Origin of the sequence: Bradyrhizobium sp. TM233 (genome assembly GCF_036247965.1) — a bacterium.
In the GTDB taxonomy this organism is placed as follows: Bacteria; Pseudomonadota; Alphaproteobacteria; order Rhizobiales; family Xanthobacteraceae; genus Bradyrhizobium; species Bradyrhizobium ottawaense.
Map to the genome: position 1 here is coordinate 60,535 of NZ_BTIG01000014.1, position 25,629 is coordinate 86,163.

General features: G+C 63.9%; 21 protein-coding genes. 9 read left to right on the forward strand and 12 right to left on the reverse strand.

The genetic code is table 11. The annotated features are described in order from the left end of the window. Positions 1 to 37 precede the first annotated feature (37 nt). Both gltB and AABA86_RS25260 read left to right on the forward strand, forming a co-directional pair. Complete coding sequence (gene gltB / locus AABA86_RS25255) at positions 38 to 4,771, forward strand: glutamate synthase large subunit (protein WP_338308807.1); 4,734 nt, start codon at positions 38 to 40, stop codon at positions 4,769 to 4,771. Positions 4,772 to 4,926: 155 nt separating this feature from the next. Then, entirely contained in the window at positions 4,927 to 6,378 is a 1,452-nt protein-coding gene (locus AABA86_RS25260; RefSeq protein WP_212252709.1) for a glutamate synthase subunit beta, read from the forward strand. Between the two features lie 192 nt (positions 6,379 to 6,570). Here the strand turns inward: AABA86_RS25260 and AABA86_RS25265 are convergent, their stop codons facing one another. The 4 genes from AABA86_RS25265 to AABA86_RS25275 all read right to left on the reverse strand — a co-directional run bounded on the left by AABA86_RS25265 (position 6,571) and on the right by AABA86_RS25275 (position 11,324). Beyond that, complete coding sequence (locus AABA86_RS25265; RefSeq protein WP_338308808.1) at positions 6,571 to 8,412, reverse strand: ParA family protein; 1,842 nt, start codon at positions 8,410 to 8,412, stop codon at positions 6,571 to 6,573. Between the two features lie 8 nt (positions 8,413 to 8,420). After that, on the reverse strand, positions 8,421 to 8,978 hold the full coding sequence (locus tag AABA86_RS34655; RefSeq protein WP_445083489.1) for a type II TA system antitoxin MqsA family protein: 558 nt from the start codon (positions 8,976 to 8,978) through the stop codon (positions 8,421 to 8,423). Positions 8,979 to 9,015: 37 nt separating this feature from the next. After that, positions 9,016 to 9,357, reverse strand: coding sequence for a hypothetical protein (locus tag AABA86_RS25270; RefSeq protein ID WP_338308809.1), 342 nt, complete (start codon positions 9,355 to 9,357; stop codon positions 9,016 to 9,018). Between the two features lie 209 nt (positions 9,358 to 9,566). Further along, positions 9,567 to 11,324, reverse strand: a complete 1,758-nt coding sequence (locus AABA86_RS25275; protein WP_338308810.1) for an outer membrane beta-barrel protein — start codon at positions 11,322 to 11,324, stop codon at positions 9,567 to 9,569. 193 nt (positions 11,325 to 11,517) lie between these two features. Between AABA86_RS25275 and AABA86_RS25280 the strand changes: the two genes are divergently transcribed. Further along, entirely contained in the window at positions 11,518 to 12,525 is a 1,008-nt protein-coding gene (locus AABA86_RS25280; protein WP_212252705.1) for a KpsF/GutQ family sugar-phosphate isomerase, read from the forward strand. Between the two features lie 266 nt (positions 12,526 to 12,791). Here AABA86_RS25280 and AABA86_RS25285 read toward each other — a convergent pair whose 3' ends face one another. Further along, positions 12,792 to 13,343, reverse strand: coding sequence for a carboxymuconolactone decarboxylase family protein (locus AABA86_RS25285; RefSeq protein WP_338308811.1), 552 nt, complete (start codon positions 13,341 to 13,343; stop codon positions 12,792 to 12,794). A 72-nt stretch (positions 13,344 to 13,415) separates the two neighbouring features. Here AABA86_RS25285 and AABA86_RS25290 point away from each other — a divergent pair, with 72 nt between their 5' ends. Then, positions 13,416 to 13,799, forward strand: coding sequence for a winged helix-turn-helix transcriptional regulator (locus AABA86_RS25290; RefSeq protein ID WP_212252701.1), 384 nt, complete (start codon positions 13,416 to 13,418; stop codon positions 13,797 to 13,799). Positions 13,800 to 13,889: 90 nt separating this feature from the next. Here AABA86_RS25290 and AABA86_RS25295 read toward each other — a convergent pair whose 3' ends face one another. The 4 genes from AABA86_RS25295 to hemH all read right to left on the reverse strand — a co-directional run bounded on the left by AABA86_RS25295 (position 13,890) and on the right by hemH (position 17,636). Further along, a complete protein-coding gene (locus tag AABA86_RS25295; protein ID WP_338308812.1) occupies positions 13,890 to 14,333 on the reverse strand; it encodes an NfeD family protein in 444 nt (147 codons plus the stop codon). Between the two features lie 54 nt (positions 14,334 to 14,387). After that, positions 14,388 to 15,392 (reverse strand): SPFH domain-containing protein, encoded by a 1,005-nt coding sequence (locus tag AABA86_RS25300; protein WP_338308813.1) that lies wholly within the window; start codon positions 15,390 to 15,392, stop codon positions 14,388 to 14,390. A 224-nt stretch (positions 15,393 to 15,616) separates the two neighbouring features. Further along, positions 15,617 to 16,588 (reverse strand): ABC transporter substrate-binding protein, encoded by a 972-nt coding sequence (locus AABA86_RS25305; RefSeq protein ID WP_338308814.1) that lies wholly within the window; start codon positions 16,586 to 16,588, stop codon positions 15,617 to 15,619. A 10-nt stretch (positions 16,589 to 16,598) separates the two neighbouring features. Next, positions 16,599 to 17,636, reverse strand: coding sequence for a ferrochelatase (gene hemH, locus AABA86_RS25310; protein ID WP_212252696.1), 1,038 nt, complete (start codon positions 17,634 to 17,636; stop codon positions 16,599 to 16,601). A gap of 83 nt (positions 17,637 to 17,719) precedes the next feature. Here hemH and AABA86_RS25315 point away from each other — a divergent pair, with 83 nt between their 5' ends. Further along, on the forward strand, positions 17,720 to 18,118 hold the full coding sequence (locus tag AABA86_RS25315; protein WP_338308815.1) for an MAPEG family protein: 399 nt from the start codon (positions 17,720 to 17,722) through the stop codon (positions 18,116 to 18,118). Between the two features lie 183 nt (positions 18,119 to 18,301). Here AABA86_RS25315 and AABA86_RS25320 read toward each other — a convergent pair whose 3' ends face one another. From AABA86_RS25320 to AABA86_RS25330, 3 genes are read right to left on the reverse strand one after another with little or no spacing between them, the layout of a single operon-like run. Then, entirely contained in the window at positions 18,302 to 19,435 is a 1,134-nt protein-coding gene (locus tag AABA86_RS25320) for a nickel/cobalt transporter (protein WP_338308816.1), read from the reverse strand. Further along, entirely contained in the window at positions 19,426 to 20,064 is a 639-nt protein-coding gene (locus AABA86_RS25325) for a DUF1007 family protein (protein ID WP_338308817.1), read from the reverse strand. Before AABA86_RS25325 ends, AABA86_RS25320 begins: the two co-directional genes overlap by 10 nt. Further along, the gene (locus AABA86_RS25330; RefSeq protein ID WP_338308818.1) at positions 20,064 to 22,145 is read right to left on the reverse strand and encodes a M3 family metallopeptidase; all 2,082 of its coding nucleotides are present in this window, start codon (positions 22,143 to 22,145) and stop codon (positions 20,064 to 20,066) included. The genes AABA86_RS25325 and AABA86_RS25330 overlap by 1 nt, the downstream gene beginning before the upstream one ends. A gap of 136 nt (positions 22,146 to 22,281) precedes the next feature. On the opposite strand from AABA86_RS25330, the gene AABA86_RS25335 reads away from it, so the two are divergent. The 4 genes from AABA86_RS25335 to AABA86_RS25350 all read left to right on the forward strand — a co-directional run bounded on the left by AABA86_RS25335 (position 22,282) and on the right by AABA86_RS25350 (position 25,606). Then, complete coding sequence (locus tag AABA86_RS25335) at positions 22,282 to 22,536, forward strand: hypothetical protein (RefSeq protein WP_212252686.1); 255 nt, start codon at positions 22,282 to 22,284, stop codon at positions 22,534 to 22,536. A gap of 672 nt (positions 22,537 to 23,208) precedes the next feature. Next, on the forward strand, positions 23,209 to 24,351 hold the full coding sequence (locus AABA86_RS25340; protein WP_212252684.1) for a type III PLP-dependent enzyme: 1,143 nt from the start codon (positions 23,209 to 23,211) through the stop codon (positions 24,349 to 24,351). A gap of 130 nt (positions 24,352 to 24,481) precedes the next feature. After that, positions 24,482 to 25,069 carry a GNAT family N-acetyltransferase gene (locus AABA86_RS25345; RefSeq protein WP_212252682.1) on the forward strand — a complete coding sequence of 196 codons (588 nt, stop codon included), beginning with the start codon at positions 24,482 to 24,484 and terminating at the stop codon, positions 25,067 to 25,069. A 147-nt stretch (positions 25,070 to 25,216) separates the two neighbouring features. Beyond that, the gene (locus AABA86_RS25350) at positions 25,217 to 25,606 is read left to right on the forward strand and encodes a RidA family protein (RefSeq protein ID WP_338308819.1); all 390 of its coding nucleotides are present in this window, start codon (positions 25,217 to 25,219) and stop codon (positions 25,604 to 25,606) included. The last annotated feature ends 23 nt before the right edge of the window (positions 25,607 to 25,629 follow it).

Consider the following 25,629-nt stretch of genomic DNA (forward strand, 5'->3'; position numbering starts at 1 on the left):
CGGTGAGGCAGCTTGCCGCACGGAGAGGATTGGAACAATGAACGGGTCGCAATTCGAGAGCGCAAACATCGTGGCAGAAGAGCTGTCGGCGACGGTCGCCTCGAAAACGACCGATCCGATCCAGGAACACAATTCGCGCCCGCCAGCCGTTGGCCTCTACGATCCGAGCCTGGAGAAGGACAGCTGCGGCGTCGGCTTCATCGCCAATATCAAGGGCAAGAAGTCGCACGAGATCGTCGCGGACGCGCTGAGCATCCTGTGCAATCTCGAGCATCGCGGTGCCGTCGGCGCCGACCCGCGCGCCGGTGACGGCGCCGGCATCCTGGTGCAGATCCCGCACGCCTTCTTCAGCCGCAAGGCCGGGGAGCTCGGCTTCGCGCTGCCGGCGCCCGGCGAATACGCCATCGGCGCGCTGTTCATGCCGCGCGACACCGCATGGCGCAACGTCATCAAGAGCATCATCGCCGACCAGATCAAGGAAGAGGGCCTGACCCTGCTCGGCTGGCGCGACGTGCCGACCGACAATTCCTCGCTCGGTGTCACCGTGAAGCCGACCGAGCCCGCCTGCATGCAGGTGTTCATCGGCCGCAACGGCACCGCCAAGACCGAGGACGAGTTCGAGCGCCGCCTCTACATCCTGCGCAAGTCGATCTCGCAGGCGATCTACCAGCGCCGCGACCGCGGACTTGCCGGCTATTACCCCTGCTCGATGTCCTGCCGCACCGTGATCTACAAGGGCATGTTCCTCGCCGACCAGCTCGGCAAGTACTATCCCGATCTGCACGAGAAGGATTTCGAGAGCGCGCTCGCCCTGGTGCATCAGCGCTTCTCGACCAACACCTTCCCGGCCTGGTCGCTGGCGCATCCCTATCGCATGATCGCGCATAACGGCGAGATCAACACGCTGCGCGGCAACACCAACTGGATGGCGGCGCGCCAGGCTTCGGTGAGCTCCGAGCTCTACGGCAAGGACATCAACCGGCTCTGGCCGATCTCTTACGAAGGCCAGTCCGACACCGCCTGCTTCGACAACGCGCTCGAATTCCTGGTGCAGGGCGGCTACTCGCTGCCTCACGCCGTCATGATGATGATTCCGGAGGCGTGGGCCGGCAATCCCCTGATGGATGAGAAGCGCCGCGCCTTCTACGAATATCACGCCGCGCTGATGGAGCCGTGGGACGGTCCCGCCGCGATCGCCTTCACCGACGGCCGCCAGATCGGCGCCACGCTCGATCGCAACGGCCTGCGGCCGGCGCGCTATCTCGTCACCAAGGACGACCGCATCGTGATGGCGTCCGAGATGGGCGTGCTGACGATCCCCGAGGACCAGATCATCACCAAGTGGCGGCTGCAGCCCGGCAAGATGTTGCTGGTCGACCTCGATCAGGGCCGTCTGATCCCCGACGACGAGATCAAGGCCGAGCTCGCCAGGAGCCACCCCTACAAGGAGTGGCTGGAGCGGACCCAGATCGTGCTGGAGGAGCTGCCGAAGGTTCCGACCACCGGCGTGCGCTCCAATCTGTCGCTGCTCGATCGCCAGCAGGCGTTCGGCTACAGCCAGGAAGACATCGCCATCCTGATGACGCCGATGGCGGCCACGGGCGAGGAAGCCGCGGGCTCGATGGGCAACGACACGCCGATCTCGGCGCTGTCGGACAAGGCCAAGCCGCTGTTCACCTACTTCAAGCAGAACTTTGCGCAGGTCACCAACCCGCCGATCGACCCGATCCGCGAGGAGCTGGTGATGAGCCTCGTCTCCATCATCGGACCGCGGCCGAACCTGTTCGATCTTCAGGGGCTTGCTACCACCAAGCGCCTCGAAGCGCGCCAGCCGATCCTGACCGACGCGGATCTCGAAAAGATCCGCTCGATCTCGGATGTCGCCGATTCCCACTTCAAGTCGCGCACGCTCGACACCACCTTCCACGCCGGCCTCGGTGCGGCGGGCATGGACCAGGTGCTCGACGAGCTCTGCGCGCGCGCCGAAAGCGCGGTGCGCGAGGGCGTCAACATCATCATCCTGTCCGACCGCATGGTCGGCACCGACCGGGTTCCGATCCCGTCGCTGCTGGCCTGCGCCGCCGTGCACCACCACCTGATCCGCACCGGCCTGCGCACTTCGGTCGGTCTCGTCGTCGAATCCGGCGAGCCGCGCGAAGTGCATCACTTCGCCTGCCTTGCCGGCTACGGCGCCGAAGCGATCAACCCCTATCTCGCGTTCGAAACCATCATCGCGATGAAGGACCGCCTGCCCGGCTCGCTCGACGACTACGAGATCGTCAAGCGCTACATCAAGTCGATCGGCAAGGGCCTTTTGAAGGTGATGTCCAAGATGGGCATCTCGACCTACCAGTCCTATTGCGGCGCGCAGATCTTCGACGCCGTCGGCCTCAAGGCCGACTTCGTCGCAAAGTTCTTCGCGGGCACGCATACCCGCGTCGAGGGCGTCGGCCTTGGCGAGATCGCCGAGGAGGCGGTGCGCCGTCATGCCGACGCGTTCGGCGAGGCGCTGGTCTACAAGGGCGCGCTCGATGTCGGCGGCGAATATGCCTATCGCAGCCGCGGCGAGGACCATGCCTGGACCGCCGAGTCGGTGTCGCTGCTGCAGCACGCCGCGCGCGGCAATTCGCAGGAGCGCTATCGCGCCTTCGCAAAGATCCTCAACGAGCAGTCGGAGCGGCTGCTGACGCTGCGCGGCCTGTTCCGGATCAAGAACGCCGACGAAGAGAAGCGCAAGCCGGTGCCGCTCGACCAGGTCGAGCCCGCCAAGGACATCGTCAAGCGTTTCGCCACCGGCGCGATGAGCTTCGGCTCGATCTCGCGTGAGGCCCACACCACGCTCGCCATCGCCATGAACCGGATCGGCGGCAAGTCGAACACCGGCGAAGGCGGCGAGGAAGCCGACCGCTTCAAGCCGATGCCGAACGGCGATTCCATGCGCTCGGCGATCAAGCAGGTGGCCTCGGGCCGCTTCGGCGTCACCACGGAGTATCTCGTCAACTCCGACATGATGCAGATCAAGATGGCGCAGGGCGCCAAGCCCGGCGAAGGCGGCCAGCTGCCCGGCCACAAGGTCGACGCGACCATCGCCAAGGTCCGGCACTCGACGCCGGGCGTCGGCCTGATCTCGCCGCCGCCGCACCACGACATCTACTCGATCGAGGATCTGGCGCAGCTCATCTACGACCTCAAGAACGTCAACCCGACGGGTGACGTCTCGGTCAAGCTCGTCTCCGAGATCGGCGTCGGCACGGTGGCCGCGGGCGTCGCCAAGGCGCGCGCCGACCATGTCACCATCGCCGGCTTCGAAGGCGGCACCGGCGCTTCGCCGCTGACCTCGATCAAGCATGCCGGCTCGCCGTGGGAGATCGGCCTTGCCGAAACCCACCAGACCCTGGTGCGCGAGCGGCTGCGCAGCCGCATCGTGGTCCAGGTCGACGGCGGCTTCCGCACCGGCCGTGACGTCGTGATCGGCGCACTGCTGGGCGCCGACGAGTTCGGCTTCGCCACCGCGCCGTTGATTGCGGCCGGCTGCATCATGATGCGCAAGTGTCATCTCAACACCTGCCCGGTCGGCGTCGCGACCCAGGACCCCGTCCTGCGCAAGCGCTTCACCGGCCAGCCCGAGCACGTGATCAACTACTTCTTCTTCGTCGCGGAAGAAGTCCGCGAGATCATGGCTTCGCTCGGCTTCCGCACCTTCAACGAGATGGTCGGCCAGGTTCAGCTGCTCGACCAGACCAAGCTGGTCGCGCATTGGAAGGCCAAGGGCCTCGACTTCTCGAAGCTGTTCGTGAAGCAGAAGGAAGAGAAGGGCCAGAAGATCTATCACTCCGAGCGCCAGAACCATCATCTGGAAGCCGTGCTCGACCGCACGCTGATCGAGAAGGCAAAGCCTGCGCTCGACCGCGGCGCGCCGGTGAAGATCGAGGCCAATATCAACAGCACCAACCGTTCCGCCGGTGCGATGCTGTCGGGTGCGGTCGCCAAGATCTACGGTCATGCCGGCCTGCCGCACGACACCATCCATGTCGGCCTCAAGGGCACCGCGGGCCAGGCGTTCGGCGCGTGGCTGGCGCAGGGCGTCACCTTCGAGCTCGAGGGTGAAGCCAACGACTATGTCGGCAAGGGCCTCTCGGGCGGCAAGATCATCGTCAAGCCGCCGGCCAACAGCAGCATCGTGCCGGAAGAGAGCATCATCGTCGGCAACACCGTGATGTACGGCGCGATCCAGGGCGAGTGCTACTTCCGCGGCATCGCCGGCGAGCGCTTCGCCGTGCGCAATTCGGGCGCCGTTGCGGTGGTCGAGGGTGCGGGCGATCATTGCTGCGAATACATGACCGGCGGTATCGTGGTCGTGCTCGGCAAGACCGGGCGCAACTTCGCGGCCGGCATGTCGGGCGGCATCGCCTATGTGCTCGACGAGACCGGCGACTTCGACAAGCTCTGCAACCTGGCGATGGTCGAGCTCGAGCCGGTGCTGTCGGAAGAGCTGATCAACGCCGGCACCTACAATCACTCCGGTGACCTCGAGGCGCATGGCCGGGTCGACGTGTTCAAAAACCTGCTCGACTCCGACGTCGAGCGCCTGCACGTCCTGATCACGCGCCACGCGAAAGCGACCGGCTCCAAGCGCGCCGCCGACATCCTTGCCAATTGGAAGGAATGGCTGCCCAAATTCCGCAAGGTGATGCCGGTGGAGTACCGGCGCGCGCTGCGCGAAATGGCCGCCAACGCGGACGCCGAGCCGAAAATCGCGATCGGGGCGTAGGGCAATAAACCCTCATGGTGAGGAGCGCGATAGCTGCGTCTCGAACCATGAGGTCACCAGCGGGGCCTTTCCTTCGAGACGCGGCGCCAAGCGCCGCTCCTCAGGATGAGGTCTGGAAAAGAGACGAAATTCAAGCGGCAGGGACTTCGGGTTTAATGGGCAAGATCACGGGTTTTCTCGAAATCGAACGGCATGACCGCAAGTACACCCCGGTCGCCGAGCGCGTGAAGCATTACAACGAGTTCGTCCTTCCCTTGACCGAGAAGGAAACGCGCGACCAGGCCGCGCGCTGCATGAACTGCGGCATTCCCTATTGCCACGGCACCGGCTCGGTCGCGCCCGGCACGCCCGGCTGCCCGGTCAACAACCAGATCCCGGATTGGAACGACCTCGTCTATCAGGGCAACTGGGAAGAAGCCTCGCGCAATCTGCACTCGACCAACAATTTCCCGGAATTCACGGGGCGCATCTGTCCGGCGCCGTGTGAAGCCTCCTGCACGCTCAACATCGACGACAACCCCGTCACCATCAAGACCATCGAATGCGCGATCGTCGACCGCGCCTGGGACAATGGCTGGCTGAAGCCGGAAGTCGCGTCCGTCAAGACCGGCAAGAAGGTCGCGGTGATCGGCTCGGGCCCGGCCGGCATGGCCTGCGCGCAGCAGCTCGCGCGCGCCGGCCACGACGTGCATCTGTTCGAGAAGTACGCCAAGGCCGGCGGCCTGCTGCGTTACGGCATCCCCGACTTCAAGATGGAGAAGGGCGTCATCGACCGCCGCGTCAAGCAGATGGAAGGCGAAGGCGTCACCTTCCACTACAACAGCCATGTCGGCGCTGACGGCAATGTCGATCCGCGCGAGATGCTGAACGAGTATGACGCGGTGGCGCTAACCGGCGGCGCGGAAGCCCCGCGCGACCTGCCGATCCCCGGCCGCGAGCTGTCAGGCATCCACTACGCCATGGACTTCCTGCCGCAGCAGAACCGCCGCGTCTCTGAGGAACCCCTGAACGGCGTCCAGGAGATCCTGGCCGGCGGCAAGCACGTCGTTGTCATCGGCGGCGGCGACACCGGTTCCGACTGCATCGGCACCTCGCTGCGCCAGGGCGCGCTGTCGGTGACCCAGCTCGAGATCATGCCCGCCCCGCCCGAGCGCGAGAACAAGGGCCTGACCTGGCCGAACTGGCCGCTGAAGATGCGGACGTCGTCCAGCCAGGCCGAAGGCGCGGTGCGCGAATTCGCCGTGCTGACCCAGAAGTTTTCCGGCGAGAACGGCCAAGTCAAGAAGCTGCACTGCGTCCACGTCGACGACAAGTTCAAGCCGATTGCCGGCACCGAGTTCGAGCTCGATGCCGAGCTCGTCCTGCTCGCCATGGGCTTCGTCCACCCCGTGCATGAGGGCCTCTTGAAGCTGCTCTCGGTCGAGCTCGACCCGCGCGGCAACGTCAAGGCCAACACGCTGGACTACCAGACCTCCCGCCCGAACGTGTTCACGGCCGGCGACATGCGCCGCGGCCAGTCGCTGGTGGTGTGGGCGATCCGCGAGGGCCGGCTGTGCGCACGGTCGATTGATACGTTCCTGATGGGGAAGACGGATCTGCCGCGGTGAGACAAGCTCGCAGCGAGTTTTACGAAAGGTGCCATCGCCCGCGAAGCGGGCGTTTCGGGTGTACCGATCGTCCAGACTTAAATATCATCCTCGCTCTCCCTCCGAGCTGAACGCTAGGCAGAGTGTCATCCGCAACGTCTGATTTTTAACGTGCGGTAGGTTGTGGACCTATCACCGAAAAAAATTGGCAACTCATTGCGTCTTTAGAGGCGCGTCTGGCCACAGACTTCGCCGCTGCAGAAAGTCCGGAATAAGCTTGTTGCGGCTAGCCATTTGGCCTTCCATTTTTGCTATGTCAGAAGCAAACTCCTTTTTGTCGACGTAAAGATATCGCCAACAACTGAATATCTCCGACGGAGCTGCGGTCAACGCTCGCTTTGCGATCTCCAGCTCCGTTAGAGCCTTGCCGACTTCTCCCAGCAGATAATTCGATAGCGACATGCATTGCCAAAAATTTGCATCGCCCTTCGTCTTAAATAGCGCTTGCGTCCCGAGTTCTGCGGCGCGCTGAAACAAATCTAAGGGCGGATCTCCCGTCTGCCCCCATTCGGCGCAAGCAAGATTGAATACATGTTCAATCCCTCCGGACTTCAACACGATCGATCGATCGCTTCCTAAAAGCTCAACGACTTTCCCATAGTTGCCCGTAGCAATCAGCGCAAGGAACAGGTGGATTGGGGTTTCATTCGGATTTCTTTTCTGACCATACTTACTTAGCAGAAGCTTGGATGCGAGAAATGCTCCATCCTCATCGACGATAAGATCACTTGCGACGCGTTCGAGAGCGCCTTCGTCTAGCTGGCGAATGGCCTCTGATGCAGCCACCGCACTCAGCCAACCAGCGTCAACCTCGCGCAACCGACTGATTGCAGAAACGATCGCCGGAACTGTAGATTCAGAAGATGCAATGACTGCGCGCAGGTCCTCCTTGATTAGATCGGCCTGCTTTATGCCTAGAAGGGAAGCTCGGCGCGCGCGCGCCTTCATTTCGTTAAAGCCTTGATGAATAGCGGCATTGAGGCTCTCAAGTTCACCCTTCACGTTCCCTAGCCCGTAATAGGCAGCAGCCAAGGACCAAGCCACTTCGCCATCGGCGTTGTGCAATTGGAAGATCGTCCTGAGATATTCCTCAGTGGTCGCGGAGCTGGCGCCCGAACGGTCAGCTCGGAGGGACGCTCGAATCTTCTCTAGTTTAGAGAGAGCGCCGGAGCGATCTTCGAGATTCTCGGAAACAATCGCTTCGACCAACCTTCTATACTCATCTGCTAGACGGGTCTTCTTGCGATCGCGCACAAATATCTTCTGATCGAGCAAAGCTAAACTATTGTAGTGACGAATGATCGATGCAGGCTCTTCGTAGCCAAGCTTCTCCATCGCACTATCAAAATGGCGCTGAAGAATAAGGTCCTCATCATCCAAGTCTGGAACGTTGGATGGACAGAAATGAATGTGGATATTGGCACCTACATCAATCTCAGCCTTGATATTTCGTACAACATCCCCCAGACCGCGGATATTCTGTTCGTTGGGAAAAAACATCAAAACATTTGAATTTGGCAGCTGGCGCGTGCAAATGCCGCCCACGTCGGTATGGCCTGTACGGCTATCAATAAACACGTAATCGAAATCGAAGCTTGATTTCCATTGCTGCTTCAGGTCCTCGAACATGAGGTAGCCATTCTTTTCTTGATATAGAGTCAGCCAATTGATTGAGTTCAGTTTGTGCGCATAGTTCTCATCTTGGCGTCCTGCAGACATCAACCAAATGAGATTTTCATCAATTCGATGTTCAGTAACGTAGCCAAGAAAATCTGGCGCGCGTCCTTCACGAAGGTAGTCAGTCACATAGTCGACTACCCCACGACTGGACGCGCTCTCAGTGAACGGCTCGTAGGTCTGAATGCCGGGCGCCTCAAGATCGAAATCAACTACCAGCACCCTCTTTCCCCGAAGTGTTAGCTCGACGGCTGCGTTCACAAGCGCCATCGTCCGACCAACACCACCCTTGAAGGAGTAGAATGTAACAACGTACATTGGGTGACCTATACCTCAGCCGCGCTCGTTGGCCTCAGCCGAAAAGTTGAAGCGCGCGCGTATGCGGTAGCCGATATTTCGGTCCGAAATACCCCAGCAGAAATGTTGATCTTCTCGGCCGTTTCGGAAGTTGCTAGGGCGAGCAAATTCCGGAAAATTTGCCGATCGCGAAGAAGACGCAGAAACTTATCAATCGCCAAATTTTGGATGAGAGCTCCGCTCTCCCATCTCTTTATCGAGGCGATGCCGAGCCCGGTAATTCGCGACCATTCTGCCTGCGAACACTGATTATTTTCTCTTAGATCCCTCAACTCGGAGGGGGTTAGTCGACCTAGGTAGTGACAGACCGCCTCATGACGAAGGTCCTCAGCACGCGAATCTGTGAAACTATCTCCGCACGCATCGCAAGACCAAACTGGCACCATCGCCGAAAGCTGAATGACCTCGCCGTTCTCCGACTTATAATTGAAGTATTCATTCCTAATAGTGGAATTCAGAGCGTACGCGCCACAGCAGTCACACCTCTGATTTTCCGCGTTTGATATTCCGACTAGCTGGTTGAACATTTTGACCTCCAGTCGCTAAGCTGGCACGACCATCGCGCTAGAATTCGGATTCGTGAAAGCTGCGACCACGTACGTGATCCCCACAGATTTGCAGCTTGACGTAGAGTTTGCGGCTGTTAGCGCCAGGCAGCAGCAGAACGTAGGCGGATGCGCCAGGCGGGCGCTCCAGCACGATTTCTTCAATCGCAGCGCCGTCGCTGAGAGCCCTGCTGATATAGGTCCACGCACCTTCATCAGTGAACGCCTGTCGCGTTCTGGGGTCCGTAAATTGCCGGGGCTGCCATTGGCTGGGCGCGTCAGAAGTGAAGATAACGCGACGCGAACGCTTTGATTCACACAACCGGACGAGCCGGGCACGTATCGTCTCCAGATCGGCCATACAGGCCCCCCCGTAGCATCAAATGATATTTCGCGACCATCTTACACCCCACGTGCGAGCTTCTTCTGGGATCATTTGATACCAAGAGGGAGCCAGAAGGTCAAGGATGAAAGGATTATGGCAATATAATACCGTGATGACCGTAAATGGCTTCTGAGGGAAGCTTGCTCTCAGGTGTAACAGCCAAGGATTGGTTCGAACTCTCGCGACTAATTCTGCAGCCTCACCCCGACCATCACCACCGTGCCCTGCGAGCTCGACCCCGGCTGGTTCGAATCCAGGATGTCGTGGCGCAGCGTGCCCTTGACCCAGATGTTGCGGTTGAGCTTGTAGATCAGATTGCTTTCGAACGAGTAGGTCTTGTCGTTGCGGTTCTGGCCCTGGTAGTCGAGCGTGCCGTAAGTGAATTTGCCGACGGCGGTGAGCCAGCGGCGGAAGTCGTGATCGACTTCGGCCGAATAGGTGCGCACCAGGACGCCCGAGGAGCCGGGGATGGTGGTCTCGGCGATCTGCGTGTCGGTGAAGAATTTCACCGTGGTGAGGCCGCTCGCATTCCAGATCAGCGAGCCCGAGGTGAGGAAGCCCGCGAGCTGGCTGAGGCGCGGGTCGGTGTAGTTGCGCGCGGAATAGCCGACCGAGATTTCGCCGGTGAGGATGCGCGAGAATTCGAAGGACGAGCCGACCTTGGCGTAGCCGCCGTTTGAATCGCGGAAATAGCCGTTGCGATCGGCGGCCTGGTCGTGGATTCGGGTGTCACCCTGGATCTCGACGAACGGCTTCAGGCCCGGCTTGAGGTCGTAGGAGAAACGGCCGATGCCGCCATACTGGTTGAAGTCGCGATCGCCGTTGCCAAAGGTCGAGCCGTCGGTGAGCTTGGAGTCCGTGTAGGCGGTGCGATCGACGGTGGCGCCCGCGGCGACCTGGAAACGATTGAAGGTCTGGTCGAAGCCGACGGTGGCGCCGAAGGCGGCGTAAACCGGATATTTCTGCAGGCCGGCCTGCACGTTCGGGCTGCCGGGATTGTCGGTGGCGAGCCGCAGGCGCAGCTGCGAGGTCAGCTTGAGATCGCGATCGACGTCGAGGCGGCCGTCGACATGGCCGGTGAAGTCAGGACGATTGATCTCGACCGGCGAAGGCGAGGCAAAGCCGTCGATCGTCGCCGGCATGTTGTTGGTGTAGCCGGAGAACGAGCCGCGCAGATCGGCGACCAGCGCGTGGCGCTCCCAGTCGGACATCACCACGAGATCGGGTGCGACGACGTAGACCGGCGATCCCACCGGCTTGTTGAGACGCGCAGGATTGGTGTCGTAGCCGGTGGAGAGCTCGAGCCCGCCCTTGATCAGGAAGCTGCCGGCGTAGTCGCCGACGGCCCCAAACGCATCGTCATCCGCCTTGAGGCGGCGGCGCAGCGGCTGGCCGGGCACGGTGCCCGCCATCGCCGCCGGCACCGGCGCCTTGTTGGCGGAGGCGGATGGCGGCGGCGCGATTCTGGGCAGGCCGAGCGTAGATGGCGGCGGCACCGTGGTCGGCGCCGGCGAGCCGGGACCGGCCGCGCGCTTCGGCTTCGGCTGGCCCGGATAGAGCTTGGGTTGCTGTCGCTTGCGGTTGAGCGAATCATAGCCGGAGCTGCTCGCACCGGTGGCGGCAGATAGGCCATAAGTCGGGACCTGACCGATGCGCGAGGCCGCCGGCTTCTCGCGGGCTTTGCGCGGATCGGCGCTGGGATCGGGCAGCGCCGGCAATGCATCGGACGGCGCCTGCGGCACGCCCGCCGTGCGGCGGGTCGGCAGCGTGTCGGGCGATGCGAAGCCGCCGCGGTTGGGATTGAACAGATCGGGCGTGAGGCTCTGGGCGGCCGCGGGCGCGCTTGTGAGGGCCGTCAGCGCAAGACCCGGCACAAGGCATGGCAAAACAGCGCGCAGGAACTGCGCGCGTTTGCTCCGGCCGATGCCTGGAGACGACCCCACGGTGGAATAACTCCAACGAAATCAAACACTTTCACGGTGGCCACCGCCGGTTGGCGGGAACCATCGTTAATGGAGTTAAAACAATTATGGTTAATGACCGGTTGAGGGCTTTGGCGCGCGCGTCGCCTCCACGGCCGCGGCGTGCTAATGAGGCGCCGACCGGGCGAACGCCCCCTCCTCCCTGGACCAGAACATGCCGAGTTCGAAACCGCTGATGACCGCATCATCCGGCCCCATCCCCGACAGCGTCGAATCCGCGCTCCGCACGCTGGAGACGGAGAGCGGCGGCATCAACGCGCTCGCCGCCGCCCTGCGCGGCCCGCTGGGCGCGACATTTTCGAAAGCAGTCGACCTGATCCGCAATGCCAAGGGCCGCGTCATCGTCACCGGGCTCGGCAAGTCAGGCCATATGGGGCGCAAGATCGCCGCGACGCTGGCCTCGACCGGCACGCCCGCCTTCTTCGTGCATGCCGCCGAGGCCGGCCACGGCGACCTCGGCATGATCACCACCGACGACGTCATCATGGCGCTGTCCTGGTCCGGCGAGCAGCCGGAGATGAAGAACCTCGTGAACTATTCGGCGCGCTTTGCGATTCCCATGATCGCGGTGACGTCGAACGCGGCCTCCTCGCTGGGCCAGGCCGCCGACCTCGTGATCGAGCTGCCGAAGGCGCGCGAGGCCTGCCCGCACAATCTGGCGCCGACCACCTCGACCCTGATGCAGGCCGCGATCGGCGATGCCCTGGCGATCGCGCTGCTCGAAGGCCGCGGCTTCACCGCGCTGGAGTTCGCGCATTTCCACCCCGGCGGCAAACTGGGCGCGATGCTGAAATTCGTCCGCGACTACATGCGCACGGGCACCGAGATCCCGGTCAAGCCCCTGGGCACCAAGATGTCGGAGGCCGTGGTCGAGATGTCGGCCAAAGGCCTCGGCTGCGTCTGCATCGTCAACCAAGCAAACGAGGTCGCGGGCATCATCACCGACGGCGATCTGCGCCGCCACATGCGGCCCGACCTGCTGACGGTGACCGTCGACGAGATCATGACGAAGCAGCCGAAGACCGTGCCGCCCTCGATGCTCGCCACCGAGATGATCGAGGTGCTGAACACAAGCAAGATCACGACTCTGGTCGTGACCGAGGCGGGCAAGGTGGTGGGTATCGTGCATCTGCACGATCTGTTGCGGGCGGGCGTGGCCTGATCTGTCATCCCGGGGCATCGCGAAGCGATGAACCCGGGATCCATCGGGCCGCAGAGTTTGTCTCTCCATGGATTCCGGGCTCGCGCCAAGTGGCGCGCCCCGGAATGACAGCGAGAGTGTGGTGTACTCTCTCCACACGTCATTGCGAGCGGCTTGTCCGCCGAAGCTCGAAGAGCGAAGGCGGAAGCGAAGCAATCCAGAATCTTTCCGCGGAGACAGTCTGGATTGCTTCGTCGCAAGGGCTCCTCGCAATGACGGGGAGAGACTTACGTCGGAAACCGCGCCGCCTTCTCCTCCAGCGGCAATCGCAGCCCGTTCGCCAGATACGACACCGTGCGGTAGAATCCGCACAGCAGCATGATTTCCAGAATCTGCGCCTCGTCGTAATGCGCCGACAGCGCAGCGAACTCGGCATCACTCAATGTCGCGCGGTGATGCAGTGCGTCGACGGCCGCGATCAGCGCCTGCTCGGCCAGCGACCAGCACGGTGAGGTCGCATCGCCCTGCACGGTGGCGCGAATCTCTTCCCCGTTGATTCCCGCTGGCCCGGCGAAAACCGCGACATGCACGCCCCATTCATACTCGCATTTGTTCAGCGCACAGGTGCGGTCGATGACGATCTCGCGCTGGCGCAGCGAGAGCGGGCCGGGATCGAGCAGACCGCCGGCGCGAAACTTGTCCCAGGCGCGGGCGTGGCCCGCCATCACCCGGAACAGCATCAGCGGTGGCGCGCCGCGCATGATGCGATCGAACTGCGCCTGGATCTCCGGGGGATAAGGCTGGGTGAGCGGCGCAACGCGCGGCGTGGACTGGGACATTGGCGGCCTCCACCGCTACATTTATTGTAGCGATACGCTACACTATCTGTAGCACAACGCAAGAAGGTGACGATGGTAAAGCAGGCAGCATCGGGAAGCATCCGAGGCTCGCGCAGCGGGCGACCGATCATGGCGCTGCTGGACCTGCTCGGCCGGCGCTGGAGCCTGCGAATATTGTGGGAGTTGCGCGGCGAGCCCCTCACCTCCCGCGCATTACGCACCGCCTGCGACGAGGCCTCGCCGACAGTGCTGCAAGCGCGCCTGACGGAGTTGCGCGAGGCGGGGTTCGTGGAGCTTGGCGAAGGCGGAGGTTATGGGCTGACGGCGCTGGGGCGGGAATTATGCGAGACGTTCATGCCGCTGAACCGGTTTGCGGAGCGGTGGAAGGACTCTTCCCCCTCTCCCCGCTTGCGGGGAGAGGGTCGGGGTGAGGGGGAGCCTCCGCGCAAACGGTGAGAGACGGACTCGCGGAGAGTCCCCCTCACCCGGACTGCATCTGCGATGCAATCCGGCCTCTCCCCGCAAGCGGGGAGAGGCGAAGAATCCTCACGCCGCCGCCACGGTCAGATTCGCACCGTCCACCTGCACCACCTTCACCCGCGTCCCCGCCGGCGTATCCGGACCTGCGACGCGCCATACCGTGTCGCCGATGCGCACGGTACCGTTGCCATCGACGATCGGCTTCTCCAGCGTGAACTCGCGGCCGAGCAGTGCCTCGGTGCGCTTGTTGAGGAACGGGCTGGCGCTTGCATCCGGCTTCGGCCGCGCAAGGCGGCGCCATATCGGCACGGCGGCGGCGGCGAACACCGCGAACATCACGAGCTGGATCTGCCACGATAGGACGACGGTGAACGAGATCAGGCCGACGAGCAGCGCGGCGAGCCCGAGCCAGAACAGGAATATGCCCGGCGCCAGCACCTCCAGCGCCATCAGGATGAAGCCGAAGATCAGCCAGTTCCAGGTGCCGAGCGATACGAGCATGTCGGTCATGACACGACCTCTATCATGGTGCATGCCCCTGCCTGAAGGGACATGCGCCGGGGACTATCCCTGCCGCGGCGGCACCGCCGGCGGTGTGCTGCCGGTCGTCGGCACCGAGCCGGTGCGACGGGCGGCGGCGGCCGCGGACGCCGCGCTTTCGCCGAACGTTGCTTTCGCGATCTCGCCGATGCCGGCGAGCGAGCCCAGCATGCTGGTGGCTTCTATCGGCAACATGATAATCTTCTGGTTCGGCGCGTCGGCGAACTGGCCGAACGCCTTGATATATTTGTCGGCGATGAAGTAGTTCAACGCGGCGACGTCGCCCTTGGAAATCGCATCGCTGACCATCTGGGTTGCCTTGGCCTCGGCCTCGGCGGACCGCTCGCGCGCTTCGGCGTCGCGGAACGCAGCTTCCTTGCGGCCTTCGGCCTGGAGGATCTGCCCCTGCTTGGCGCCTTCGGCGCGCAGGATTTCCGACTGGCGCTGGCCTTCGGCGGCGAGAATGTCGGCGCGCTTGACGCGCTCGGCCTTCATCTGCCGGCCCATGGCCTCGACCAGGTCAGCGGGCGGCACGATGTCCTTGATCTCGATGCGGTTGACCTTCAGGCCCCACGGCGAGACCGCGGCATCGACGACGCGCAAGAGGCGCTCGTTGATCTCGTCGCGATGCGACAGCACCTGGTCGAGATCCATCGCACCCATCACCGAGCGGATGTTGGTCATGGTCAGGACCGTGATCGCCTGGGTCAGGTTGGAGACCTCGTAGCTCGCCTTGGCGGCGTCGAACACCTGGTAGAAGGCAACGCCGTCCACCGTCACGGTGGCGTTGTCCTTGGTGATGACCTCCTGCTCGGGAATGTCGATCACCTGCTCCATCATGTTGATCTTGCGCCCGACGCGATCGAAATAGGGCACGATCAGATTGAGCCCGGGGCTCAGCGTCTGGGTGTATTTGCCGAACCGCTCGATGGTCCAGTCATAGCCCTGCGGCACCGTCTTCACGCCGGCGACCAGCGTGACGATGACGAGCAAAACCAGAACAATCGCGAAAATGTCGAAACCGCTCATATTTCCTCCAAGGCAGGGAAAAGCCCTTTCCCGCGCTGTCATTGGTCGGGAGCGCAACCCTACCGGTTCAGCGGTCGCAATTCACGTCGGTATCGGGCTAATTCTGCACAAGCCGTGGAGGCGGGCAAGGATCACGATATGTATTTGCGGCGGGCCCTTGAAAGCGTGCAGGCGCAAACCTAGCGGCGAAAATTGACGAATCCGAAGGCGCACGTTGGACGACTTCATTCGATCACGTCATTCGCGAGTGCGATGAGGCCCGGGGGAAGTGTGACGCCGAACTCCCTGGCCGTCTTGAGGTTGACCGCGAGCTCGAACTTGGTGGGGTTCTGCACCGGCAGGTCGGCTGGCCGCGCGCCCTTCAGGATGCGATCGATATAGTCCGCGGCGCGGCGGAGCTGCTCGGCGCTGTCGGTGCTGTAGGACATCAGCCCGCCCTCACCGACGAAGGTGCGGCTCCAGAACACCGCGGGCACGCGCGCCTGCGCGATTGCCGCCAGAAGCTGGCCGCGGTTGGCCATGGTGAAGAAGTCCGGCAGGATCAGAAAGCCGCCATCCCTCCGCGAAGCCAGCGCCGCGATGGAGGCGGCGTCATTCACCGGCGCGGGCTCGACCGTCACATGGAGGGTCCGTGCCGCGTCTTCGATCGTGCGCAGCATCAGCGGCGCGAACGGCGCGGTGGCGGGATTGTAGACGACGACAACGCGGGACACCTTTGGCGTGACCTGCGTCAGCATTTCCAGCCATTTGCCGGCCAGCGGGCCGTCGTAATCGGTGAAGCCGGTAATGTTGCCGCCGGGATGCGCAAGGTTTTCGACAAAGCCCTGGCTGACGGGATCGGTGACCACGGCGAACACGATCGGGATCGTCGTGGTGCGCCGGCGCAGCTCCTCCACCGAGGGCGTGCCGACCGCGAGCAGGATGTCGGGGTTGAGCGCGATCAGCTCATCGGCGAGGCGAGCGATCCGCGTACGGTCGCCGGCGCCGCTGCGCCAGTCGATCCTGAGATTGTCGTGCTCCTTCCAGCCGTGGCGGCCGAGCGCTTCGACCAGGATCGCGCTGCGCGTCTGCCCGATCACATCGTCGGCGGCCGTGACCGAGAGCACGCCGAGCCGGCGCGCGGGCTGCTGCGCCAGCACTGATGACGGCATTGCCGTGAGCATCCCAAGAAGCGCCAGACACTCACGGCGGTTCATGGGACGCCCATCAGATCCAGCCCTGAAGCTCGCGCAGCACCAGGGTGCGGATCACGTCCATGCCCGGCTCACTGTCGTTGAGGCAGGGGATCGCGGAAAACTGCTCGCCGCCATTGTGCTTGAAGATCTCGGCATTCTCCTGCGCGATCTCCTCCAGCGTCTCCAGGCAGTCCGCGGAAAACCCTGGCGTCACCACCGCGATCCTACGCACGCCTTCCTTCGCGAGCCGCTCCATGGTCTTGTCCGTGTAGGGCTGGAGCCACTCGGCATTGCCGAAGCGCGACTGGAAGGTCAGCAGCAGCTTCGTCTCGTCCATGCCGAGCCGGCGGCGCAGCGCCTCGGTGGTGGCGATGCAGTGCTGCTGATAGGGATCGCCATTGTCGACATAGGATTTCGGCATGCCGTGGAACGACGCCACGATCAGCTCCGGCCTGAAGGACAGGGTTGCCAGATGCGTCTCGATCGAGACGGCAAGCGCCTCGATATAGGCCGCGTCCTCGTAATAAGGCGGCGTCACCCGCAGCGTCGGCTGGTTACGCAAACGGGCGAGCACGCGGAACACTTCGTCGCAGACCGTCGCAGACGTCGAGGCGGAATATTGCGGATAAAGCGGGACCGCCAGGATGCGCTCGCAGCCCTTCGCGATCAATGCGTCGATGCCCGACTTGATCGAGGGATTGCCGTAGCGCATCGCCCAATCGACCACGACGTTGGCGCGGTCCGACAGGGCGGCGGCCAGCTTGTCGCTCTGCGACCGCGTGATGGTCTTCAGCGGCGACTCGTTCTGCTCGGTGTTCCAGATCTTCTGGTAGTCGAGCGCCTTGGTGCGGGGACGGCTGCGCAGGATGATGCCGTTCAGCACGAACTTCCAGACCAGGCCCTGATCCTCGATGACGCGGGCGTCCGAGAGGAACTCCTTGAGATAGACCCGCACGCCCGGCGCATCGGCCGTGTCGGGCGTTCCGAGATTGATCAGGAGCACGCCAGCGCGCGGCAGGGCGGATTGGGCGGCCGGTCTCGCGGCCTCGATGGGGACGACACTGGTCATGGCTCTGTGGGTCGCGCGTTGGTCCGAACTTGTCAAGATGAGGCCGGTTTCGCTAGGGTCGCACCCAGGCGGGGGAGGCAAAGATGACACTCGCGGAATGGTGCGTCTTTGGAGCGCTGCTGCTCTATCTGTCGACGATCGCCTCGATCAAATGGATCAGGTTTCGCCGCTTCGACAATTCCCGGCCACGCGACCCCGCCTTCTACGAGGACCCGCTCTCGCAGCGCGCGCTCGGCGCGCACCAGAACGGCATCGAGACCTTCCCGTTTTTCGCCTTCGCGGTGCTGCTCGCCGAATACCGGGACTCGCCGCAGCGGCTGATCGACGAACTCGCGGCCCTGTTCCTGATCGTGCGGATCGCCTATGTGCTGACCTATCTCGGCAATCGCCCGACGCTACGCTCGATCCTCTGGAGCATCGGCTTTGCGATCAATCTCGGGATCTTCTTCATGCCGGCGCTGAAGCGGTTTTTGCCGGTGTGAGTTGTGGTGTCCCGGACGCGGTGCAGCGCCATAGCGCGTCGAAGACGCGCGTAAACGCGCTTATGCCGCTGCTCCGCAGAGCCGGGATCCAGAAAGCTACGTCCTAATGCGCGGAGAGATGGGCCCCGGCTCTGCAGCGCACCGCCGAAGGGACTTTGCGCTGCGTCCGGGGCACGAGTGTGCCTAGAAACACGTCGTCCGTTCGGCCGCGATGTAGCCGAACAACAGGCCCGCGCCAAACAGCAGCACGACACCGGCGGCAGCGAATTCGATGCCGCGCATGAACAGCGCACCGCCGCCGTCGCGCCCGGCGCTGAGGCGGGCGGCGATGTCCTTGGCGGAGACGGCGACGACTGCGATGGCCGCAACCGTGATCGCGGTGCCCAATCCCATCAGGAAGGTGGCGGCGATGCCGGCCCAGAACAGGCCCTGGGCGAGCGCGAACACCAGCACCAGGATCGCGCCCGAGCAGGGGCGGATCCCAACAGTGAGGATCGCGGCAAACCCGCGCCGCCAGCCGCCGGGGCCGGCGAGCTCGCTCGGCGTCGGGCCATGGGAATGGCCGCAATGTTCGTCATGGACGTGGTCATGCCCGTGGTGGGCTTGGGCGTGCGCATGACCATGATCGTGGTGATGATCATGACCGTGATCGTGATGATCGTGGGCATCGTGATAATGGTGATGACCGTGATCATGATCGTGCGGCACGCCGGCGATCGCCGGCACCGGCTGGGCCGCCTGCAGCGCCCGGATGAACGTGCTGCCCTTGACCCAGACGAGGCGCAGCCCGAACAGCGCGATCAGGGCGTAACTCGCGATCTCGATCGCCCCTTCCGCCTTGCACATGGTCTTGGCCGTCGCATTCAGCACCCAGGCCGAGATGCCGACGATGAGGATCGCGACCAGCGACTGCATCAGCGCCGAGGCGAACGACAGCGCGATGCCGCGCCGCGCGGTCTCGCGGTTGGCGACGAGATAGGAGGCGATCACTGCCTTGCCATGGCCGGGGCCGGCGGCGTGGAAGATGCCGTAGGCAAACGAGATGAACAGCAGTGTCCACACCGCCGAGCCGTCGGACTTGGCGGCGCGGATGGTCGCCGACATCTGCCGATAGAATTCCGACTGTTTGGCCAATAGCCAGCCGATGAGGCCGCCGGCCTCGGGCTGGGCCGCCTGCGCCGGCCGCGGCGCGCCAAAGGGGTTTTGCGCGAAGACATCGTGAAGCGCGGCATCAGCCACGCCCACGACGAGGACAACGGCGGCGCAGACAAGAAGCCCGCGGGCAATCGGAGACTGAAGACGACCGATCAAGGGCAATCCACCGTGATCTTGTTGGCGAACATCATGCCGAAATTCGAGTTCTCGCCGTTCATGAAGGTCTGCTCGTTGAGCTTCTGCGCGCTCGCGGTGCCGTCGCTCGGGCGCTCCAGCTTCATCTGGCAGCCGGCGGGCGCGCCCACCAGTTTCACCGGGCTCTCCTTGGCCATCTGGAAGTCGATGAAGAAGGAGCGGTCGAACACTTCGAGCACCAGTTGCTTCGGCTTGACCGGGTTCTTCAGCGGCAGCGTGAAGTGCAGGGTCAGGACCGTATCCTTGTAGTCGAGGAAATAGTCGACCGGTTCCTGGAATCGCTCCTTCTTGCCGTCGGCTCGCGCAAAGGTGAAGTAAGCGTATTCCTTGAGCGACTCCACGTTGGTCTGCGCCAGCGGCCCGAGCTCCTCGCGCGTATAGGCGCCCTTGGTCTTGCTCTCGAGCCCCTGCACCGCATAGGTCGAGAACATGTCATCAAACGTCCAGCTGTGGCGGACGCCGGTGATCGAGCCGTCCTCGGCGTAGAGCAATTCGCTGGTCGCGGTGATCCAGACATGCGGATGCGCACGCGCCGCGCCCGCCGCGAGTGACAGGCCGGCGGCGAGCAGCAATCCGAACAGGGCGCGCATGCCCATCAGGCGGCCTTCGCGTCGTCGAGCAGCCCGCGGCGGCGGAGAAGCGCGTCGGGCTCCGGAGGACGGCCGCGGAAGGCTTCATAGGCGGTTTCCGGATCGACCGATCCACCCGAGGCGTAGATATCGTCATGCAGGCGCTTGGCGACGGCGGGATCGAAGATGTCACCGGCCTCCTCGAACGCGCCGAACGCGTCGGCGTCCATCACCTCCGACCACATGTAGCTGTAATAACCGGCGGCATAATGGTCGCCGGTGAAGATGTGACCGAACTGCGTGGGCCGGTGACGCAGCGCGATCTCTTCGGGCATGCCGATCTTCTCCAGCTCGCGTCTCTCGAAGGCGCGCACGTCGCTGGCTGCGGCGGCAGGCTGGGTATGGAATTCGAGATCGACCAGGGCCGAGGAGACGAACTCGACCGTGGCAAAGCCCTGGTTGAATTTTCGCGCGGCCAGGAACCGTTGCAACAGCTCGTCGGGCAGCGGCTCGCCGGTCTGGTAGTGACGGGCGAACTTCTGCAGCACCTCGGGCCGCTCCTGCCAGTGCTCGTAGAGCTGCGACGGCAGCTCGACGAAATCGGTGAACACGGAGGTGCCCGACAGCGACGGATAGGTCACGTTGGAGAGCATGCCGTGCAGGCCATGGCCGAACTCGTGGAACAGGGTGCGGGCGTCGTCGGGCGACAGCAGCGCGGGCTCGCCGCCGGCGCCCTTGGCAAAATTGCAGATATTGAGAACCAGCGGCGCGACGTCGCCGTCGAGCTTCTGCTGGTCGCGCAGCGAGGTCATCCAGGCGCCGGAGCGCTTCGACGGCCGGGCGAAGTAGTCGCCATAGAACAGCGCCTTGTGCTTGCCGTCGGGGCCCCTGACCTCCCAGACCCGGACGTCGGGGTGCCAGACCGGAACGTCCTTGCGCTCCTCGAAGGTGATGCCGAACAGGCGCGTGGCGCAGTCGAAGGCGGCGGCGATCATGTGGTCGAGCGAAAGATACGGCTTGATCGCGGCGTCGTCGAAATTGGCGCGCTGAAGGCGCAGCTTCTCGGCGTAGAAGCGCCAGTCCCAGGGGGCGAGCTTGAAATTGCCGCCCTCTTCCGTGATCAGCGCCTGCATGTCGTCGCGGTCGGCAAGCGCCCGCGCCCGCGCCGGCTTCCAGACCCGCTCCAAGAGGCTCCGCACCGCATCCGGCGTCTTGGCCATGGAGTCCTCCAGCCGATAAGCGGCGAAGGTCGGGTAGCCCAGCAGCTTGGCGCTTTCTTCGCGCAGCTTCAGGACTTCGACGATGGTTCCATTGTTGTCGTTGGCATTGCCGTTGTCGCCCCGCGCGGTGAAAGCCTTGTAGACCTTCTCGCGCAGGTCGCGCCGGGCTGAGCTCTTCAGGAACTGTTCGACCGAGGAGCGCGACAGCGTGACGATGGCCTTGCCTTCCATGCCGCGCTCTTCTGCCGCAGCCTTGGCGCTGGCGACGAAGCTCTCCGGCAGGCCCTGGCGGTCGGCCTCCCCGAGCTCCATGACCCAGTCCTGCTCGTCGCCGAGCAGATGATGGCTGAAGCTGGTGCCGAGTTGGGCGAGCCGCTCGTTGATCTCGGCCATCCGCGTCTTGGCCTCCTCGGAGAGGCCGGCGCCGGCGCGGTGGAAGCGAGTATAGGTGCGCTCAAGCAGGCGAAGCTGCTCCGGAGCCAGATCCAGATTGGCGCGGTTCTCGTGCAGCTGGGCGATGCGGCCGAACAGCACAGCGTTCATCATGATCGGATTCCAGTGCCGGGCCATCCGCAGAGAGACCTCCTTGTCGATCTCCAGGATGGCCGGGTTGGAATGCGCCGAGACGAGGTCGTAGAACACGGCCGCCACCTTGCTCAGCAGCTTGCCCGAGCGCTCCAGCGCCGTGATGGTGTTGGCGAAGTCGGGCGCGGCCGGATCGTTGGTGATCGCCGCGATCTCGGCGGAGTGGTCGGCAAAGGCCTGCTCGAAGGCCGGCAGGAAGTGCTCCGGCTTGATCTCGTCGAAGGGCGGGGTCGCAAACGGCGTGACCCAGGCCTTCAGCAGCGGGTTGGTCTCGGAGTCCGTAATTTGGCGGGGTTCTGACATCACAAGTCCCGATTTCGTGGCTCAATTGTTGCGGCCAGCTATAGCACGCGATGGGGCTTTTTTGGGCCATTTGGCCTTGCTCCCGCCCGCCTTTTCGGAGAGATTGCGGCCCTCGAAGTCAGGACCCCTGAGCCCCATGAACGCGCCTTCCTCGTCCTCCCGCCGGATCGTCTGGCCCAGCGTCATCACCGTCATCAGCGCCGCCATTCTCATCGGCGCCGAGGTGTTCGGCGCGGCCTTCGCGGGCGGCTGGGCGCTGGCGATCCTGTTCGGGCTCGGCGATCAGGGCACGCACATCCTGCAGGCCGTGTTGTTCGCGCTCGGCGTGCTCGTGATGACCGCCTTCATCCGCGCAGCCCAGCGCGTCGAGCCCTTCACGAAGCGCGGCTGACGCTGCTCGCGCGCGAGTGACGCGCGCACGAGGCTCCAAAACTTAACGCCCGTTCATCTTCCGCGTCGCTCGCGCAACACTGCGCAAGCAGATGTTAGGCAATTCTGTTCTCAGCCTAAAAAAAATCTTGCGAAGCAGAGTCAAAACGCTTATGTGCGCTCTTGCCCAATTTCGCACGTGCCTGTGGTCGTGTGTCAGTCGGTAGGTATCCGGACAAGAGGCCGGACAGCCGCCAAGGGGTGAAGAAGCCGAGGGGCTCTTCGGAAGTGCGGAAGTCGGAAGACCGAAAGGTCGGACGAGGAAGCAAACCCGGAGCGTCCAGCATCTCTCTCAAAGAGATGCCTTGTCGAAGGTGACTTCACTTTTTGCAACCGTGACTGGCAGCCGGAGGCGAACCGGCGCACCCCGCTCTCAACGGGGGACGCGACTTAAAGCAACGACGGATCGGGCTTTTTTGGTCTCTACCGGCAGTCCAACGCCGGCGCGGGCTACTGAAAAGGCTTGTCCTTCATTGCCAGGTGTGCGGGCGGGAAATTCCCAACCAATCCACGGCAGCACAGTCTGATTTGAGTCTTTGGCTCGTCACGCCTCCATCGCGTGATCTGGCCGGGGCGCTTATCCGACGACATTTTTTGAACGGATCCCCGTCGCTGGGCCGTTTGGGAGAGTGCTATGACCGAACGTATTCAGGAATTCCTGCGCAACCGCCGCAAGGATGGCCTCGACATCGAGCCGTGCCTCGTCGTCGACCTCGAGGTCGTGCGCGACAATTACCAGACGTTTGCCAAGGCGCTGCCCGACAGCCGCGTGTTCTACGCCGTCAAGGCGAACCCGGCGCCGGAAGTGCTCGCGCTGCTGGCATCCATGGGCTCCTGCTTCGACACCGCCACGGTCGCCGAGATCGAGATGGCGCTGGCCGCGGGTGCAACCCCGGACCGCATCTCCTTCGGCAACACGATCAAGAAGGAGCGCGACATCGCGCGCGCCTTCGCGCTCGGCATCCGGCTGTTCGCCGTGGACTGCGCCGCCGAGGTCGAGAAGGTCGCCCGTGCCGCGCCCGGCGCGAAGGTGTTCTGCCGCATCCTCTATGATTGCGCCGGCGCCGAGTGGCCGCTGTCGCGCAAGTTCGGCTGCGACCCGGAAATGGCCGTCGAGGTGCTCGACGTTGCCAAGCGCCTGGGCCTGGAGCCGTGCGGCATCTCGTTCCATGTCGGCTCGCAGCAGCGCAAGGTGAAGGCGTGGGACCGTGCGCTGGCGATGGCCTCGCAGGTGTTCCGCGACTGCGCCGAGCGCGGCATCAACCTGACCATGGTCAACATGGGCGGCGGCTTCCCGACCAAATACCTGAAGGACGTGCCGCCGGTCGTGACCTACGGCCGCTCAATCTTCCGCGCGCTGCGCAAGCACTTCGGCAACCAGATCCCGGAGACCATCATCGAGCCGGGCCGCGGCATGGTGGGTAACGCCGGCGTCATCGAATCCGAGGTCGTGCTCATCTCGAAGAAGAGCGACGAGGACGAGGTGCGCTGGGTGTACCTGGACATCGGCAAGTTCGGCGGTCTCGCCGAGACGATGGACGAGTCGATCCGCTACGCCATCCGCACCGCCCATGACGGCGCGGACATGACGCCGTGCGTGCTCGCGGGTCCCACCTGCGACAGCGCCGACGTGCTGTACGAGAAGAACCCGTATCCGCTTCCCGTCACGCTCGAGATCGGCGACAAGGTGCTGATCGAAGGCACCGGGGCCTATACGTCGACCTACTCGTCGGTGGCGTTCAACGGCATCCCGCCGCTGAGGACGTACCACATCTGATCCGCCTCTTTCTCTGAGGCCTGACGAACCCGGGAGCCGGCTTGCCGGCTCCTCCCCTGACATTGCCATTCTGACGACGCTTGAGCCCGCGTGCCGTTGGCGCACGGATTCAAGCGGGGACTGACGCGCCATGACTGCTCCTCGGAAGCCACAGATCGCCCTCACCTCGAAAGCCGCTCCGTTTGCGATCCGCAGCGAGCGTGCTGCCGACGTCGCCGTGCGCGAAGCGCTGCTCGATGCCTGCTTTGGCGAGACCCGCCACGGCCGCACCTGCCAGCGCCTGCGCGATGGACGCGCGCCTGCCGCAGGGCTCGCCCTGTCGGCGCTGCGCGAGGGACAGCTCGTGGGAACCGTGCGGCTGTGGCACGTCAGCGCCGGAGGCAGGCCCGCTTTGGTCCTCGGACCGCTGGCGGTGGACCCTGCCTGCCGCGAGCTCGGGATCGGCGCCGCGCTGATGCATCAAGCGCTGGCCGCCGCCCGGGCGCGCGGGCATGCCGCCGTCATCCTGCTCGGCGACGCCCCCTATTACGCCCGCTTCGGCTTCTCGGGCGAGAAGACCGGCGCGCTGGCGCTGCCCGGCCCGTTCGAACGCGACCGCCTGCTCGCGATCGAATTCCAGGCGGGTGCGCTCGATGGCGCCGAGGGGATGATCGTCCCGACCGGCGCGCCCCTGTCCAAACGGAGGGTAGTTCGCGCCCTCCATGCGCACGCGGCCTGAGGGATTGCCATGATGGCGACGACCCAAGCCGCGTAAAGCGGCAACGCCCGGCTGCGCCCGTCCTGACGCCGGTTCTTTCGGGGTTGCGCAGGCGCCAGAAACGCCCTTTAACCCCGCGAAACACCCCTTTCAGACGAGGTCCAAAACATGTCCCGTCGCCTGATCTCCACGGGCTCTCCCCTCGAAAAGTCCGTCGGCTACAGCCGCGCCGTGATCGACGGCGATTTCGCCTTCGTCGCGGGAACCACCGGCTATGACTACACCACGATGACGATGCCGGCCGACGTCACGAGCCAGTCACGCAACTGCTTCAAGACCATCGAAGCCGCCCTGAAGGAGGGCGGATTCGAGATGGCCGATATCGTCCGTGCGACCTATTACGTCACCGACACCAGCACCATCGATGCCCACTTCGCCGTCTGCGGTGAGGTTCTCGGTGACATCAGGCCGGCCGCGACCTTGCTGGTCGTCAGCGCCCTCGCCAAGCCCGAGATGAAGGTAGAGATCGAAGTCACCGCCAAGCGCCGCAGCGTCTGACAAGCGCCGCAGCGCCTGATCCA